The 16,812-nt window shown below is 54.7% G+C and carries 16 protein-coding genes; 2 read left to right on the plus strand and 14 right to left on the minus strand.

Features of this window, described 5'->3' with window-relative positions:
* Positions 1-32 precede the first annotated feature (32 nt).
* Both ABJM21_RS06940 and ABJM21_RS06945 read left to right on the plus strand, forming a co-directional pair.
* Positions 33-1,772, plus strand: a complete 1,740-nt coding sequence (locus tag ABJM21_RS06940) for an FAD-dependent oxidoreductase (RefSeq protein WP_348302140.1) — start codon at positions 33-35, stop codon at positions 1,770-1,772.
* Positions 1,769-3,205, plus strand: a complete 1,437-nt coding sequence (locus ABJM21_RS06945) for an MFS transporter (protein WP_348302139.1) — start codon at positions 1,769-1,771, stop codon at positions 3,203-3,205. The genes ABJM21_RS06940 and ABJM21_RS06945 overlap by 4 nt, the downstream gene beginning before the upstream one ends.
* A gap of 49 nt (positions 3,206-3,254) precedes the next feature.
* On the opposite strand, the gene pnp is transcribed toward ABJM21_RS06945, so the two are convergent.
* The 14 genes from pnp to ABJM21_RS07015 all read right to left on the minus strand — a co-directional run bounded on the left by pnp (position 3,255) and on the right by ABJM21_RS07015 (position 16,802).
* Complete coding sequence (gene pnp / locus ABJM21_RS06950) at positions 3,255-5,537, minus strand: polyribonucleotide nucleotidyltransferase (protein ID WP_348302138.1); 2,283 nt, start codon at positions 5,535-5,537, stop codon at positions 3,255-3,257.
* 175 nt (positions 5,538-5,712) lie between these two features.
* Entirely contained in the window at positions 5,713-5,982 is a 270-nt protein-coding gene (rpsO, locus tag ABJM21_RS06955; protein ID WP_348302137.1) for a 30S ribosomal protein S15, read from the minus strand.
* A 24-nt stretch (positions 5,983-6,006) separates the two neighbouring features.
* Complete coding sequence (gene truB / locus ABJM21_RS06960; protein WP_348302136.1) at positions 6,007-7,071, minus strand: tRNA pseudouridine(55) synthase TruB; 1,065 nt, start codon at positions 7,069-7,071, stop codon at positions 6,007-6,009.
* 22 nt (positions 7,072-7,093) lie between these two features.
* Complete coding sequence (locus ABJM21_RS06965) at positions 7,094-7,606, minus strand: DUF2239 family protein (RefSeq protein ID WP_348302135.1); 513 nt, start codon at positions 7,604-7,606, stop codon at positions 7,094-7,096.
* Positions 7,607-7,687: 81 nt separating this feature from the next.
* Positions 7,688-8,398 carry a class I SAM-dependent methyltransferase gene (locus ABJM21_RS06970; protein WP_348302134.1) on the minus strand — a complete coding sequence of 237 codons (711 nt, stop codon included), beginning with the start codon at positions 8,396-8,398 and terminating at the stop codon, positions 7,688-7,690.
* Entirely contained in the window at positions 8,398-8,940 is a 543-nt protein-coding gene (locus ABJM21_RS06975; protein WP_348302133.1) for a GNAT family protein, read from the minus strand. Before ABJM21_RS06975 ends, ABJM21_RS06970 begins: the two co-directional genes overlap by 1 nt.
* Positions 8,933-9,511 (minus strand): thymidine kinase, encoded by a 579-nt coding sequence (locus tag ABJM21_RS06980; protein WP_348302132.1) that lies wholly within the window; start codon positions 9,509-9,511, stop codon positions 8,933-8,935. The genes ABJM21_RS06975 and ABJM21_RS06980 overlap by 8 nt, the downstream gene beginning before the upstream one ends.
* A 103-nt stretch (positions 9,512-9,614) precedes the next feature.
* The gene (gene rbfA, locus ABJM21_RS06985) at positions 9,615-10,016 is read right to left on the minus strand and encodes a 30S ribosome-binding factor RbfA (RefSeq protein WP_348302131.1); all 402 of its coding nucleotides are present in this window, start codon (positions 10,014-10,016) and stop codon (positions 9,615-9,617) included.
* A complete protein-coding gene (locus tag ABJM21_RS06990; protein ID WP_348302130.1) occupies positions 10,016-10,471 on the minus strand; it encodes a PaaI family thioesterase in 456 nt (151 codons plus the stop codon). The genes rbfA and ABJM21_RS06990 overlap by 1 nt, the downstream gene beginning before the upstream one ends.
* Entirely contained in the window at positions 10,468-13,029 is a 2,562-nt protein-coding gene (gene infB / locus ABJM21_RS06995; protein WP_348302129.1) for a translation initiation factor IF-2, read from the minus strand. The genes ABJM21_RS06990 and infB overlap by 4 nt, the downstream gene beginning before the upstream one ends.
* 66 nt (positions 13,030-13,095) lie before the next feature.
* The gene (locus ABJM21_RS07000; RefSeq protein WP_348302128.1) at positions 13,096-13,809 is read right to left on the minus strand and encodes a DUF448 domain-containing protein; all 714 of its coding nucleotides are present in this window, start codon (positions 13,807-13,809) and stop codon (positions 13,096-13,098) included.
* On the minus strand, positions 13,790-15,424 hold the full coding sequence (gene nusA / locus ABJM21_RS07005; protein WP_348302127.1) for a transcription termination factor NusA: 1,635 nt from the start codon (positions 15,422-15,424) through the stop codon (positions 13,790-13,792). The genes ABJM21_RS07000 and nusA overlap by 20 nt, the downstream gene beginning before the upstream one ends.
* A 2-nt stretch (positions 15,425-15,426) precedes the next feature.
* On the minus strand, positions 15,427-15,978 hold the full coding sequence (rimP, locus tag ABJM21_RS07010) for a ribosome maturation protein RimP (RefSeq protein ID WP_348302377.1): 552 nt from the start codon (positions 15,976-15,978) through the stop codon (positions 15,427-15,429).
* Between the two features lie 143 nt (positions 15,979-16,121).
* Positions 16,122-16,802, minus strand: a complete 681-nt coding sequence (locus tag ABJM21_RS07015) for an MIP/aquaporin family protein (protein ID WP_348302126.1) — start codon at positions 16,800-16,802, stop codon at positions 16,122-16,124.
* Between the last annotated feature and the right edge of the window lie 10 nt (positions 16,803-16,812).

The following is a 16,812-nucleotide window of genomic DNA, read 5'->3' on the forward strand; positions in this document are numbered from 1 at the left end:
ATATCTGCAAGATGAACGGTCAGAATAAAAACATGACAATTCCCCCAGAAAATCCACAAAGCCCTGCCCCTCAAAATAATAGCGGCGTCCCTGCCGTAGATGGCGCTGATCCGTATCAGCGAGAGGAACAGACATTTCCCACCCTGAAGGAAAGCCATCTCAATCGCATTCAGTCCTTCTGTAAGAAAGAAACGCTAAAAGACGGCGCGTTGTTATTCGAGCGCGGGCAACGCAGCGTAGATTTTTTCGTCATCTTGTCTGGCGCGGTGGAGATTTTCGATACGGATGATCAGGGCAACGCCAATGTCTTCACGGTCCATCGCAAGAACCAGTTTACCGGCGAACTTGACCTGTTCAATGATCGCGAAATCTTGGTCAGTGGCCGCGCCTCTGGCGTAACCGAAGCCCTCCGCTTCAAGCGCGCCGATTTTCGCCGGATGGTTGTATCTGAGCCGGATATTGGCGAGATCATCATGCGAGCTTTCATCCTGCGCCGCGTGGGGTTGATCCAACATGCGCAAGGCGGTGTGACCGTGATCGGGCGCAAACAGGATGGTGTGACGCTACAAATTGACCGCTTTCTAACCCGCAATGGCTATCCACACCGCATGCTGGATATTGATACTGATGAGGACAGCGCCAGTGCAATGGAAGGTTTCAGTATCGATCGCAATGACCTGCCAGTGGTCATTCTGCCTGATGGAAAACTCGTAAAATCGCCATCAGATAAAGAGCTGGCCGATGCGCTGGGTTTGACCGAAGAGTTGCGTCCCGACCATCTCTACGACCTTGCCGTCATCGGTGCGGGCCCTTCCGGCCTGGCCGCAGCCGTGTACGGAGCGTCCGAAGGACTGGAAACCATCATAGTCGAGAAACTGGCCCCGGGTGGTCAAGCCGGCACCAGCTCGAAAATTGAAAATTATCTTGGCTTTCCCACCGGTATTTCGGGTCAGGCGCTGGCCGGACGGGCGCAGATTCAGGCGCAAAAATTCGGTGCGAAACTCGCTATTTCACGTAATGCGGTCGGACTGGATTGCAACAGCGATTACAAGAAAATCAGTCTGGAGGGCGATGAAGCCATCTGCGCGCGAGCATTAGTCATCGCGACGGGGGCGAGTTACCGGAAACTCAATCTGGAAAATGACGAGAAATTTGAGGGCCAAGGCATTCACTATGCAGCAACTCCGATGGAATCGAAGCTATGCCATGATGAGGAAATCGCCGTTATCGGCGGCGGAAATAGTGCCGGACAAGCAGCAATGTTCCTCTCGCAAACCGCGAAACATGTGCATCTTTTGGTTCGCAGCAAAACACTGGCAGCAAGCATGTCGAGCTATTTAATCGATCGGCTGGAGGCCTCTCCCAAAGTTACAATCAGATATGAAACGGCAATTACGGATCTGATCGGCGAAGACTATTTGCAATCCCTTCGCTGGAAAGGGCCAGATGGTGTGGAGGATAAAGCCATACGCAATGTCTTTGTCATGATTGGTGCGGTTCCCAATACGGATTGGATTGACGATTGCCTGCAATTGGATGGTTGCGGCTTCATCCGCACGGGCAAAGATTGCCAAGGCGAGCCGACCAATAGCCCGTATATGACCAGTCGTCCCGGCATTGTCGCTGTCGGCGACGTGCGTTCGGGCTCGGTCAAACGTGTGGCGTCCGGTGTTGGCGAGGGCTCAGTAGTTATTCAGGCCGTGCACAAGTATCTCGCTGACCAAAAAGAGGCAGAAGCCGAACAGGCCGAAACCCAAACTGAAATGGCGTGACAACCGCCCTTCCCGCTCCCTGCGATGAAAGCATAGGCTTTCAGCCGGCGGAGAAGGACTGCACGAACAAAACCGGCGTTCTCACCGCGACCATATTGGGTTCCAGCCTCGCCTTTGTCATGGGTTCGATCGTCAATGTTGCTCTGCCATCGATGCAGGCGGATTTTGCAACTGATGCGCAGGGTGCCCAGTGGATCATCAACAGCTATTTACTGCCAGTTGGTGCGTTAATCCTGCTCGGCGGCGCGCTTGGCGACCATTATGGCCGCAAGCGGGTATTTCAGGCCGGGCTAATCATCTTCACACTCGGCACCATCGCCTGCGCCCTTGCACCCAATCTTGGCTCCTTATTAGCCATGCGCGCGTTACAGGGACTGGGTGCAGCCCTGCTTGCGCCCAATAGTCTGGCGATTATCTCAACCAGCTTTACCGAAGCCGAGCGCGGCAAAGCCATCGGCACATGGGCTGGTATGGGCGCTTTTGCCGGGGCGATTGCGCCCGTATTGGGCGGTTGGGCTGTGGATCTGGCCAGCTGGCGCTGGGCCTTTGCGCTCATCATCCCCCTGGGTCTATTGGCGCTGATTATCGGTCAGCGGGCAATTGCTGCTGATGACAATGGTGATACTGAAAGTTCTCCGCTTGATTGGGCGGGCGCGTTTCTGATCACCGTTGGATTGGCGGCTCTGGTGTGGACACTGACCGCCCTACCCCAAACGGATATCGCTAGCGGAGCGAAATGGCTGGTAGGCAGTGCCGCTGTGGCGGCCACCGGCCTTTTTTTGATCGTTGAGCAACGCAAGCGGGATCAGGCGATGGTGCCGCTCTATCTCTTCAATACCGCGAGTTTTGCCGGTATCTCGCTATTGACGCTTTTCCTCTATGCCGCGCTTGGCGGGTTGCTGGTTTTGTTGCCCTTTCTGCTGATCAACGCAGGCGGTTATTCGGCGGCGGAAACCGGCTTTGCCATCCTGCCCTTTCCGCTGACCATGGCTTTATTGTCGCGCTATGCGGGCGGACTGAGTGATCGTTTTGGCGTGCGGATGATCTTGACGGTCGGTCCCGCGATAGTCGCGGCCGGTTTTTTCTATTTCAGCCGATTGGACAGTATCGAGATTAACTACTGGCGGGACATATTCCCCGCGCTGATGATCATCGCTCTTGGGATGACAGCCAGTGTCGCGCCCTTGACCACTGCGGTCATGGCCAGCGTTAGCGATCAGCATGGCGGGATTGCCTCTGGCATCAACAATGCGATTTCGCGATCCGCCGGTTTGATCGCAACGGCTTTGCTGGGGTTCGTATTGGTCGGCAGCGATAGCGGCAATGGCGCGCTCGTCGCTGGGTTCGCAAATGCGGCATGGGTGGGTGCGATATTGGCATTGATAAGCGCCGTTGCGGCTTGGTTGTTAATCCGCCTAACACCCGCCCCATAAAAAAGGCCCCGCTTTCACGGAGCCCTTTTCATTATATCTGTTAGAAGATTTAGTCTTCGGTGATCGAGCTTGGCAACGGAATATCGCCGCCGCCATCTTTGTTGCCGCCGTCATTGTCGTTGTTACGACCACGACCGCGTCCACCGCCGCCGCCATCACGACCGCGACCACGACCACCGCCGCCGTCACGACGAGGGCCACGTGGCTTGCTTTCGCGTGGAGGACGGGTGTCTTCCAGCTCTTCGCCGGTTTCCTGATCAACAACCCGCATCGACAGGCGAACCTTGCCGCGCTGATCAATCTCGAGAACCTTGACCTTGACTTCCTGACCTTCGGACAGTTCGTCAGCAACCTTCTCGACACGCTCATTCTTGATTTCAGAGACGTGGACGAGACCGTCTTTGCCGCCCATGAAGTTCACGAATGCACCAAAGTCGACGAGGTTCACAACTTTACCATCATAGATTTTGCCAACTTCGGCTTCTTCTACAATGCCGGCAATCCATGCCAAGGCTGCGTCGATCTGAGACTTGTCGGAAGAAGAAACCTTGATCAGGCCTTCATCGTCGATATCAACCTTCGCACCGGTTTCCGCAACAATCTCGCGGATGACTTTACCGCCGGTTCCGATAACGTCGCGGATCTTCTCTTTGTTGATCTGCAGCGTTTCGATACGCGGAGCATGTTCGGACATTTCGGTACGAACGGAGCTAAGCGCCTTGGACATTTCGCCCAGGATGTGCGCACGGCCGCCACTGGCTTGTTCCAGAGCAGACTTCATGATTTCCTGCGTAATGCCGGCTACCTTGATGTCCATCTGCAAGGAGGTGATACCTTTTTCGGAACCCGCAACCTTGAAGTCCATGTCGCCGAGATGATCTTCGTCGCCGAGAATGTCGGAGAGAACTGCAAAATCTTCGCCTTCGAGGATCAGACCCATCGCAATACCGGAAACCGGACGCGCCAAAGGCACACCTGCATCCATCATTGCAAGCGAACCGCCACAAACGGTCGCCATGGAAGAAGAACCGTTGGACTCGGTGATGTCAGACAGCACACGGATCGTATAAGGGAATTCATCCACTGTCGGCAGAACCGGACGCAGCGCGCGGAAAGCGAGCTTACCATGACCGGTTTCGCGGCGACTGGTGAAACCAAAGCGGCCCACTTCGCCAACCGAATATGGCGGAAAGTTATAGTGCAGCATGAAGTTTGTGTAGCTTAGACCATCCAAACCATCGATCATCTGCTCGGCGTCTTTGGTGCCAAGCGTCGTGGTCACAATCGCCTGTGTTTCACCACGCGTGAACAGCGACGAACCGTGGGTCCGTGGCAACAAGCCAACCATGGCTTCGATCGGGCGAACCTGATCAAGCTTACGGCCATCAATACGGGTACCGTCTTTGATGATCGCGCCGCGAACGATTTCAGCTTCCAGTTTCTTGACCATCTTACCGGCAGTCATCTGGGTCTGGCCGTCTTCTTCGGCATATTTCTCTTTGGCTTTATCACGAACCGCATTCAGCGCGTCACTACGCTCTGATTTGTCGGTTTTTTTGTAAGCCGCAGCAATGTCTTTACCAACCAGCTTGCGCAGGTCTTCCTTGATGGCGCTATTATCTTCAGTAGCAGCCAGTTCCCAAGGTGCTTTTGCAGCCTGTTCAGCCAGATCGATGATCAGGCCAGCAACGTCCTTACAAGCATCATGTGCATATTGTACGGCACCGAGCATGACTTCTTCGGAAAGCTCTTTCGCTTCCGATTCCACCATCATCACTGCGCCTTGCGTACCAGCAACAACCAGGTCGAGTTCGCCTGTCGCAACTTCTTCCATGGATGGGTTGAGCTGATATTCGCCTTCTTTGTAGCCAACACGAGCCGCACCGATTGGGCCCATGAAAGGCACACCGGAGATGGTCAGCGCAGCAGAAGCTGCAACCATTGCCAAAATGTCGGGCTCGTTAACGCCATCATAGCTCATCACCTGACAGATAACGTTGATTTCGTTGTAGAAACCTTCGGGGAAAAGCGGACGACAAGGACGGTCAATCAACCTGCAAGTCAGCGTTTCTTTTTCCGTCGCGCGGCCTTCGCGCTTGAAAAAGCCGCCTGGAATACGACCAGCGGCTGAGAATTTTTCCTGATAGTGTACGGTCAGCGGGAAGAAATCCTGTCCTTCACGTACCGATTTAGCGGCGGTAACTGCACACAGTACAACCGTTTCGCCGAGGGTCGCGAGTACCGCGCCATCAGCCTGACGGGCAATACGGCCCGTTTCGAGGGTGAGGGTCTGTCCGCCCCACTCCATTTCAACTTTCTTTACATCAAACATTCGTATTTTCCTTTGTCCCGCCTGCCCTATGCAGTGCGGGGGCTTTCATTTGTCCAGCAATCCGGCTGAACAGCGGTTCGGGGTCATTTGTGCCCCTGGTGTGGAGCATTGCCGCCTTATTGCTGCAACGCCCAATGCGAAAACGGCCTCCATCGGGAGGCCGCTTCCAAAACTTTTATTTCCGAAGACCAAGGTCTTTAATCAACTTGGAATAGCGGGCCGCGTCTTTCTTGCGGAGATAGTCGAGCAAGCTACGACGCTTGTTGACCATCATCAACAGTCCGCGACGGGAGTGGTTGTCTTTATGGTGGCCTTTGAAATGCTCGGTCAGGTTCACAATGCGCTCGGTGAGAACTGCAACCTGTACTTCCGGGGAACCGGTATCGCCTTTTGTCTGAGCGAATTTTGTAATCAGTTCCTGCTTTTTTTCTGCGGTAATCGTCATATTCTTATTTTCCTTCGAACATCTTTAAAAATTAAACCCGCGAACGACCTTTACGGTTCCAACAACAAGCTCTGCCAAGGCAACCGGAGAACCATCTTCGGTCGCTAGAAAAAGCCCGTCATTTGGCGGGTTCCCAATCAATTCCTGTTCGTCCAGCACTTGGCCTTGCCGAAGCAGTCTTGCCTGATCAGGAGTGAGGTCAAAAGCCGGGATGTCGTCCAGCCCCGCCTCAAGCGGCAAGAGATAATCTTTAATGTCCGCGCCCTTACCAATTTCATTGAGTTTGTCCAGAGAAATCGCATGTTTGAGCGTAAACGGCCCCGCCTTTGTGCGACGCAGCATCGAAACATGGCCAACCGTGCCGAGTGCACGCGCAATATCGCGGGCGAGAGAGCGGATATATGTGCCTTTGGAGACATTGGCGACGAGGGTGACAGAATCCATCCTCTCCCCTTGAGGGAGAGGAAACGGAGACTTGGCAGCTTGCTGCCCTAGTCGAGTTGGAGAGGGGTTTGGCTGGACGCTCCCCCTCTCCCCCTCTCCAAGCTTTGCTAACTCGCTTTGCTCGTAAGCATCGCTGTCCTCTCCCTCCAGGGGAGAGGAGATAGAAAGCGCGTATATCGCCACCTCCCGCATCTTCATCTCAACCGCTTCACCGGCCCGCGCCAGGTCATAGGCTCTCTTGCCATCAATCTTCAGCGCGGAATATTTTGGCGGTATCTGTTCAATCGGCCCGGTAAATTGCGGCAATATGGAATTCACCTCGGCCAGCGTTGGCAGATGGTCAGAAGTTTCGGACACACCCCCTTCCGCATCCAGCGTCTCGGTCTCACTCCCAAACGCAATCGTGAATTCATAAATTTTCGACGCATCCAACATCCGCCCGCAAAGCTTTGTCGCCTCACCAATCGCAATTGGCAAAACCCCGGTCGCCAGCGGGTCCAACGTCCCGCCATGTCCAACCTTGGTCTTGTCCTTGCCCTTGCCGAGCAGCCCGGCCTCGCGCAGATTGCGTTTCACCGCCCCGACAGCCTGTGTCGACCCCAGTTCCAGCGGTTTATCAAGTATGATCCAGCCGTGCGGTTTCAAATATATTTCCTAGAATATGACATCACGAACTTGGCCATGCCAGACCAATAGCGTGATCGCGGACCGAAGCCGACCATTGCTCGGAAAGCAATTCAAACCGTTCCCGATCATCCGCATAAAGCGCCCGTATGGCTTCCTCAAATTGCGGCCAATCCCCTGCAATGACCGTCAGAAAATGGTAAGCCGCGTCTTGTCCCGTGCGCTTGTCCGTACCGGCTTTTCGCGCCTGATCAACCAACCGGCGCAATGTTGCCGATGCCCCGCCTGATTGCTTTCCAAGCCAGTCCCAATGCCGTGGCAGCAAGGTGACCTCTTTGGAAACCACTCCAAGTTTTGGACGGCCCCGTTTTGCAGGCGCTTCGATTTCGCGGGTAGCCCGCAAATCAAAGTCTATCTGACTACCGGTCTCGTCATCGAAAACCAATATGTCGGAACTGCGTTTAACCTCAGGCAGGGCCCGCAAGGTATCAATAATTTCGGGGCGAGACCCCGTCGCCAACCAATTCGCTTCTGAAAATGCTGTATAAGTAGACATAGTCAATCCTTTCGGACGCGCATTTATACCCCGGCAATATTAGAGTCAATATACCCGGGTAAAAATATTATTATATGCTGTTCAAACCGGTTTTTTCCACTCCATTACCAGAAAACCCGGCACCCGCGTGTAACGATCATGCTTCGGATCATCGACCGGTGGCGGTGTGGGTTCCGAGAAATGGGTGAGCTGCAGTCCGTTACCCAGCAATGCTTCAAAATAGGCGCCCAGCGGTCTGTGCCAGTTGATGACATCGATACCAGCCCATTTTTCGCGATTGGCGCGCTCTTGTGAATAGTCATCCATCTGAAAGTTATTCGCCGCGCCGGTCAGACTCCGTTGCCATTTACCGGCGGTAAAAAAGCTCGTCAGATTTGCGATGAGAAGCAACCCGCCGGGTTTTAGCACGCGCGTCATTTCGCCGATCGCTTGTCGATAATCATCAATGTCGATCAGCGACAAATAGCTGATGGCTAGGTCGAAACTGGCATCCGCAAACGTAAGCTTTTCTCCAAAGCCAACAGCATAATCCCCTTCCGGATCACGCTTTCTAGCGGTTTCAATCAACCGGGGAACCGGATCGATACCCGTCCCGGACATGCCATGGTCTTTCAACAGGCGTGCAAACCGGCCTTCACCACAGCCCACATCGAGAAACTGCCCGCTGATCGTGGTAGCGCGTTCCACCATCGCGGCGTCCAAAAAGGTACGGCGCGCCCAGTCGCCCTGCTCGCCCATTGATGCGATCCACGCATCAGCGGACGGCACCCAGCCGTTTACATCATCTGTCATTACCGGTTCGCCCACTCCTCTTGGAGCAGGCCAAATACAGCCGTATCGCGAATAAAGCCAGTCCAGGTGATCCGGTTCTTGCGCAGCGTTCCTTCATGCTTGGCGCCTAGTTTAAGCACCGCTGCCATGGACCGCTTGTTGCGGGTATCGACGCGAAATTCGATGCGGGTAAAACCGCAAGCAAACGCATGGTCGATCATCAATTTCTTCATGACATCATTAAAGCCGCTGCCACGCACCGATGGCGCGATGTAAGTCCCGCCAATTTCGGTGACTTTGCTATTCGGATCGGGATTGATGTAATTGCTCATGCCGACAAGCTTGCCGGTTTCCGCGTGGATCACCGCCAATTGAACCCAATTGTCTGTGCTGTGAAAGGCCTTCATTGCCTTGTCAAAATGCTCATCCAGCATCGAAACCGGATATATATCCCAAATCTCCTGATCCTCTGCGCAAGCGGCGCGCAAAGGTTCGATATGATGTTCGGCCAAGGGTTCCAGACGTGCCGGAGCTTCTTCCAGTACCGTCGATAGATCAGCCATTGAGTTTTTCCATGAAATGCTTGCGGCACAGCGCGATATAAAGCTCGTTGCCGCCAATTGCCGTCTGTTGCCCGGCTAGAACCGGACTGCCTTCTTCATCGACGCGCATGTTCATCGTCGACTTGCTGCCGCATTCACACACCGCTTTGATTTCGACCAATTCGTCCGCAATCGCCAGCAATTGCGCACTTCCGGGAAACAAAGCCGCCTGAAAATCCGTGCGCAGGCCGTAAGCGAGAACGGGAATACGCAGTTGGTCTGCTACCAATGCCACCTGAAAAACCTGATCCTTGGTCATGAACTGGGCTTCGTCGATCAGCACACAATCGAGCGTATCCTCTTCATGCTTGGCACTGATATCTGCGAGCATGTCTGTTTCTTTTTCAAAGAGATATGCTTTCTTCTTAAGGCCAAGGCGAGAGTTGATCCAGCCTGCTTCTTCCCGGTCATCCAGTGCCGCCGTCCACAGCATCGTGCGCATGCCGCGTTCGCGATAGTTGAAATCCGCCTGCAGCAATGTGGTTGATTTGCCAGCGTTCATCGAGCTGTAGTAGAAATAGAGCTTGGCCATGGGATCGCCTCAGTCTTTCGTCATGCTGAATGTGTTTCAGTATCTCCCAAGACCCTGAAACACATTCAGGGTGACGATCAACCATTAATTGCGTTTTACGAGATTAGTCTTCTTTGCCAAGGTCCTGCGCGACTTTGGGATTGCTCAGCAAATTTTCGATATGCGCCGCTTCATCAAAGCTCTCGTCGGCAAGAAATTTAAGCCGTGCAGCATATTTCATCTTCACTCGGCTCGCCACTTCCTTCTGGAAATAGGCGGTATTGGTCTTCAGCGCCTTCAGCACATCCGCTTCATTGGCGCCGAGCAATGGCTTCACAAACACCGTCGCATGGCGCAAATCCGGGGACATGCGCACCTCGGTGACACTGACCGAGTGAGAAGTGAGAACGTCATCATGCACTTCTCCGCGCATCAGCAGTTCCGACAATATGTGCCGAACCTGCTCACCCACGCGCAAGAGCCGTACCGAGCGGCCTTCAGGAGATGTGTCGTTATATTTTGCCATTACTTAATCGTCGGTCCAACCTTAGCTGTAGATGTCGCCTTCACCAAAAGCGCGCCCGCTTCATCATAAAGCTGTGCTTCGAGAAAAGCGATAGTCCGGCCCATGCGGACAATCTGCCCTTCTCCATAAACCCGGCCCGGCAGAACCGGCTTGATATAGGTCACGCTCAAATCCAGTGTCAGCGGCGCATTTTCACCGCCGGATTTCACTAGCACCGGAATGCCAATCACTTCATCGACCATCGCGGCAACGAAACCGCCCTGAATCGTTCCGCGCGGACTAGTAAAGGCCTGCGGGGCATCAAATCGCATCCGAACCGCACCGGTTTCCTTATCCGCGTCCAGAATCACAGCATTGACCGATTCAGAACAAGGCGGGCGTTTAAAGCCCAAAATATCCTCTTGCTTCAAAGCCTCAACCAATTCTGTTCCCCAGAAGGACTGATCGGCCGTCAAAGAATGCGTTCTTTCTCTTCAACCTCAAAGACTTCCAGCATATCGCCTGGCTTGATGTCGTTGGTGTCTTCGAGCACCGCACCACATTCCATACCGGCGCGGACTTCTTCGACATCGTCCTTGAAGCGCCGCAGCGAGGCAATCGTCGTTGCGCTGACGATGACATCCTCGCGGGTAAGACGCGCGAACAGGCCTTTGCGCAGGGCACCTTCGGTGACCAGGAGACCAGCGGCCTTGTCCTTCTTGCCGGACTTGAACACCTCTTTGACCTCGGCGCGGCCCATGACATTCTCGATCTTCTCTGGACCAAGTTCACCAGCCATTTCAGCGCGGATTTCATCGGTCAGATCATAGATGATATCGAAATATTTGAGCCGCACGCCATCACGCTTGGCAATTTCACGCGCCTTCGCATTGGGACGCACGTTAAAGCCGATAATCGGCGCCTTGCTGGCACTGGCCAAGGTCACATCGGACTCGGTGATCGCGCCAACGCCGCTGTGCAGGATGCGAACTTTGATATCGTCATTGGATATCTTGTTCAGCGCCTGCACAATGGCCTCGGTACTGCCCTGCACGTCGGCTTTCACCAGCAGCGGGAATTCGACAGCACTGTCGGCTGCCGCAGAGAACATATTCTCCAGGCTGGTCGGTGCCTGTGTCGTGCGTTGCAGCTTCTCTTGCTCGGCACGGTAGGTCGCGACTTCACGAGCGCGGGATTCATTCTCGACCACTGTCAACTTGTCACCAGCAGATGGCACGCCCGACAGACCCAGCACTTCGACCGGAACCGATGGACCAGCTTCCTTAGGCTGCGCGCCTTTGTCGTCGATCATCGCCCGGACTTTACCGGTTTGCGAGCCAACAACAAAGATATCGCCGCGTTTCAAGGTACCGCGCTGAACCAAGACGGTGGCCACCGGCCCGCGTCCCTTGTCCAGCTTTGCCTCGATCACAATGCCTTCGGCTGGACGATCGGGACGGGCTTTGAGTTCAAGCAATTCCGCCTGCAAGTGGATCTTCTCGATCAGCTCTTCCAGATTGGTCTTCTTGAGCGCAGAAACTTCAACATCCTGCACATCACCAGACATGGCTTCAACGATCACTTCATGCTCGAGCAAACGGGTACGAACCGTGGTCGGGTCAGCGCCTTCCTTGTCGATCTTGTTGATCGCCACAATCATTGGCACATCGGCTGCTTTCGTGTGGTTGATCGCTTCGATCGTCTGCGGCATCAAACCGTCATCGGCTGCCACCACCAATATCACGATATCGGTCGCATTGGCCCCGCGCAAACGCATGCTGGTAAAGGCTTCGTGGCCCGGCGTATCAAGGAACGTAACCTTGTCGCCCGATTTCATTTTGACCTGATACGCACCAATATGCTGCGTAATCCCGCCCGCTTCGCCGGCAACCACATCGGTTCCGCGCAACGCGTCGAGCAGCGACGTTTTACCATGATCAACATGGCCCATGATCGTCACGACCGGCGGACGCGGTTTCAGCGTTTCTTCTGGATCAACATCCGACTCCGTATCGATTTCGACATCGGCCTCGGAGACACGCTGAATATTGTGGCCGAACTCTTCGACCAGTAATTCCGCCGTGTCCTGATCAATCGTCTGGTTGACGGTGACCATCGAGCCCATGTTGAACAGGGATTTGACGAGATCAGCGCCCTTTTCGCCCATACGCTTGGAGAGTTCCTGCACGGTGATCGCTTCTGGAACAATTACGTCGCGGATCTGCTTCTCACGCGGTTCGCGCGGTTGGCCAGACATTTGCGAACGTTTTTCTTTCTCACGCGCACGTTTCAGAGCCGCAAGAGAACGCGCACGCGCTGCACCATCTTCACCGCGTAGAGCGCGGTTGACGGTCAACTTACCAGACTGACGGCGGTCATTGCGATCGCTGCGTCCAGTTTTTGGCTTCGCTTTTGGTTCAGGCCGTTTTGGCGCTTCCACTGGCGTGAATTTCCGCGCCGGAGGATGCTTCGCAGTCGTCGCCGCAGGTTTTGCCTCTGCGGCTTCTGTCGTTTCTGCTGTCTCAGCTGCTTCAGCAACGGAAGCGGCAGCTGCTTCTTCGGCCGCCTTAATTTCTTCCTGCGCTTTTTTAGCGGCCTCTTCTTCAGCCTTGCGCTTCTCTTCGGCGCGCTTTTTCTCGTCGGCGGTCTGGTCTTTCTTGGCCTTGGTATCGCGTTTGCGCGCTTCTTCCATGGCGTTCAGACGCTCTTCTTCGGCCTGACGGAGCAACTGGGCCTGTTTTTCCTGACGCGTCATGACGTCTTCCTGCTTCGGCTTGGGGGCCGGTGCAGGTGCAGGTTTTTTCGCTTCTACCGGAGCAGGCGCAGGAGCAGGTACCGGGGTTTCCGGCACGATGTCCTTGGCGGCTTCCTGTGCACCAGGCTTACCCACCAACTTGCGGCGCTTGACCTCGACGACAACCTTGTTGGTGCGTCCATGGCTAAACGTCTGTTTGACTTCACCAGGCTCAACCGAACGCTTCAGTCCCAAAGGCTTGCGTGCAGGTTTTGCGGTATCTTTATTTTCTTCACTCATCGAACAGACTTAATCCTTAAAAAAATTCATTACTTCAATATTTTAACTGATCAACTTCAAACCAGTTCACGCAACTTTCTTCTCCGCCTCGCCGCCTTCATCGCTGCCATCATCACTGGTGCCATCGACCTTATCAGACCCGATAAAGCGGCACCATCTATCCAGCATGTGCGATATTCGCCCCGCCGCCCTGTGGTCGGTTATGCCTATATGCACGACATTTTGACGGCCCAATGCCACAGAAAGGGCCTGTCGGTCCACTGGCAATATCTGACCGCGGACATCCTGTCCTTCCCGATCACTGCCAACCCGCCATGCCTGATCCAGTTTAGAGGACCCGTCACGACCAGCATCGGCGGCGTGAAGGAGCATGTTGAGATCACCTTGCCGCGCCGCGGTTTCAATCTTTTCAGAACCGGTCAGGAGCATACCGCCACGCGATTCCAGGCCCAACCTGTCTAATGTGGCGCGTTCGAGTCCGTTTTCAACCTGTGCGGCCAGATCATCGGGAATATCCAGCTTGCCGGTTTTGAAGGCGCGTGACAATGCGCCTTTCAGCGCACCCTTGGCCTGTGCCTGTTCCAATGCACTGCGATCGACACTGATCCACGCCCCGCGACCCGGCGCTTTGGCACGGACATCGGGGGCAATCTGGTCATCGGGGCTAAGCGCCAAACGCACCAATGCTTCCTGAGGAAGGCTTTCCCCAGTCAATATGCATTTTCGATGTGCCGCGCGATCTAAAGGTTTAGAAGGCGTCTCATTGGGGAGCTTCCGCATTAGCGTCCTCCCCTGTTTCTGATGCGGCTTCAGCAGCAGGTGCTGCTTCGTCCTCATCTTCGAACCAGTGTGCACGAGCAGCCATGATGATCTCATTGCCCTGCTCTTCGGTCAGACCATAGGTCGCCAGAACGCCATCGGGCTCTGGCTTGCGATTGTCATTGCGGCGGCGTGGTTCGGCTTTGCGCTTCAAGACCAGCTCGTCGGTCGCCAAATCGGCAACATCGTCGAGAGTCTTGAGGCCTGCTTTACCCAAGGTCACCAGCATCGCTTCCGTCATGTAAGGCAATTCGGCAATGGCATCTTCGACGCCAAGCTCGGTACGCTCTGCCTTGGCAGCCGCCTCACGGCGCTCCAATGCTTCCAGCGCACGGCTTTGCAGCTCGGCCGCCAGTTCATCGTCAAAGCCTTCGATATTGGAAAGCTCTTCGGGAGCGACATAAGCGACTTCTTCCATCTCGCTAAAGCCTTCGGCGACCAGAAGCTGCGACAGTGTCTCATCCACGTCCAGATCTTCCTGGAACATCGCGGTGCGGACGGCAAATTCGGCCTGACGCTTCTCGCTGCTGTCGGCTTCGGTCATGATGTCGATGGCCAAACCGGTCAATTGTGACGCCAGACGGACATTTTGTCCGCGGCGACCAATGGCAAGGCTCAGCTGATCATCAGGAACAACAACTTCGATACGGCCTTCTTCTTCGTCGATCAGCACGCGGCTCACCGTCGCAGGCTGCAGTGCGTTTACAACAAAGGTCGCGATATCGTCGGACCATGGAATGATATCGATTTTCTCGCCCTGCATTTCCTGCACGACGGCCTGAACACGGCTACCTTTCATACCCACACAGGCACCAACCGGATCGATCGAGCTGTCCTGGCTAATCACGCCGATTTTGGCGCGGCTGCCTGGGTCACGGGCGGCGGCTTTAATTTCGATAATGCCGTCGTAAATTTCAGGAACTTCCTGCGCAAACAAGAGCTTCATGAAATCAGGATGCGCGCGGGACAGGAATATCTGTGGTCCACGGTTTTCGCGGCGGACATTCATGATCAGCGAACGAACGCGGTCACCAACACGAGCAGCTTCCCGCGGAATTTGCTGATCGCGGCGGATAACGCCTTCTGCGCGGCCGAGGTCAACAACAACATGACCAAATTCAACCGATTTCACGACACCGGTAATGATTTCACCAGCACGGTCCTTAAATTCTTCAAATTGCCGCTCGCGCTCTGCGTCACGGACTTTCTGGAAGATAACCTGTTTCGCTGACTGCGCATCAATGCGGCCCAGATCAACAGCAGGCAGCGGATCAACGATAAAGTCACCGAGCTTCGAACCCTTTTCGAGCTTTTCAGCCTGTTTCAGGTCAACCTGTTTGAAATAATCTTCGACTTCCTCAACCACCTCAACCACACGCCACAAGCGCAGGTCGCCGGTTTGCAGGTCGAGCTTGGCACGAATGTCATTCTCGGCGCCGTAACGGGCACGGGCCGCTTTCTGGATCGCCTCTTCCATCGCTTCGACGACGATGGTCTTGTCGATCATCTTTTCCGATGCAACCGCATTGGCAATAGCGAGCAATTCAGCCTTATTTGCAGAAATGGCACTGGCCATGATTAGTCTTCCTGTTCTTCGTTTAGAGGTTCTTCTTCAATTTCATCCGCGCCATCGGCAGAAACCGGGATGGTCGCAGCAATCAGGGCGTCGGTCAGAATCAGCTTCGCGCTATGCACGTTGTCGAGGGTGGTCGTTTGACGCCCCGCCTTGCGATCGTCAATCGCTATTATCTCACCTTCAATGCCGTCTAGCAAGCCGCGCAATTGTTTCTTGCCTGAAACTGCGTCGATCAGATTGATCCGTGCTTCGTGCCCTGCCCAATTCGCATAATCTTTTGCGCGGGTTAGCGGGCGGTCGATACCGGGTGAGCTGACTTCGAGCCGGTAGGCTTCCTCAATCGGATCACGCCCTTCTTCTTCCAGCACATCGAATTTTTCCGAAATCCGACGAGACAAGGCCGCGCAATCATCAATGCCCAGCTGACCAGTCTCTGGTCGCTCCGCCATGATTTGCAGCGTCGGCTCATCCGCGCCTGACACAAACTGCACGCGCACCAGCTCAAAACCCAAAGCTTCCGCTTCCGGTGCGATCAGGTTCACAATGGCAGTCATATCAGTCAAATTTTGTTCCAGTATAAATGCAAAACTCTTTAGTGCCGGCCCCGTTTGGCGCCAGCCCCTTCAAAATCTCACAATGTTGGGATGACTGCTATTTAGGGACTGATTCCCAAATTTGCAACGCCTTAATTTTGGCCCTAATTTTGGGTGGCAGGCGAAGGCGCAAACAACCAGCGCGCGACCATCCATGCCAGGGCTGCGCCCGCAAATTGGGCTACGACAAATCCGATCACATCCTCTGGCGCGATTCCGGCAAAGCTGTTTGAAAAGGCACGGCCCACGGTAATCGCCGGATTGGCAAAGCTGGTCGAGCTGGTGAACCAATAACCCGCAGAGATATAGAGCCCTACCGCCGACGCCACCCACTCGGGTCTGAACCGCACTGTCCCCAATATCGTGAACAGCAATCCGAAGGTGGCAATCAGCTCGCCGAGCCATTGGCCGCCGCCGGTTCGGGTTTTCTCACTAAGTTGGAAAACCGGCAATTCGAACATGATATGGGCCGCCCAGACACCAATCAGACCACCGATCAGTTGCGCAATGACAAACAAAACGCCAACTTTCGATGCCAGCTCTTTGCGCAAGATCATGACAAAGGTGACTGCCGGATTGAAATGGGCTCCGGATATCGGCGCCAATATGGCGATCAGCACGAATAATATCGCGCCGGTTGCTAGCGTATTGCCGAGCAGCGCGATAGCGACATTCCCGTCCGCCAGATTTTCGGCCATGATCCCTGAGCCAACCACGGTGACAAACAGGAAAAACGATCCCAGCGCTTCGGCGCCGAGCTTTTGCGCCCTTGAAAATTCCCCCATTTTTAACGCC

This window comes from Parasphingorhabdus sp. (assembly GCF_039977335.1).
Taxonomy (GTDB): domain Bacteria; phylum Pseudomonadota; class Alphaproteobacteria; order Sphingomonadales; family Sphingomonadaceae; genus Parasphingorhabdus.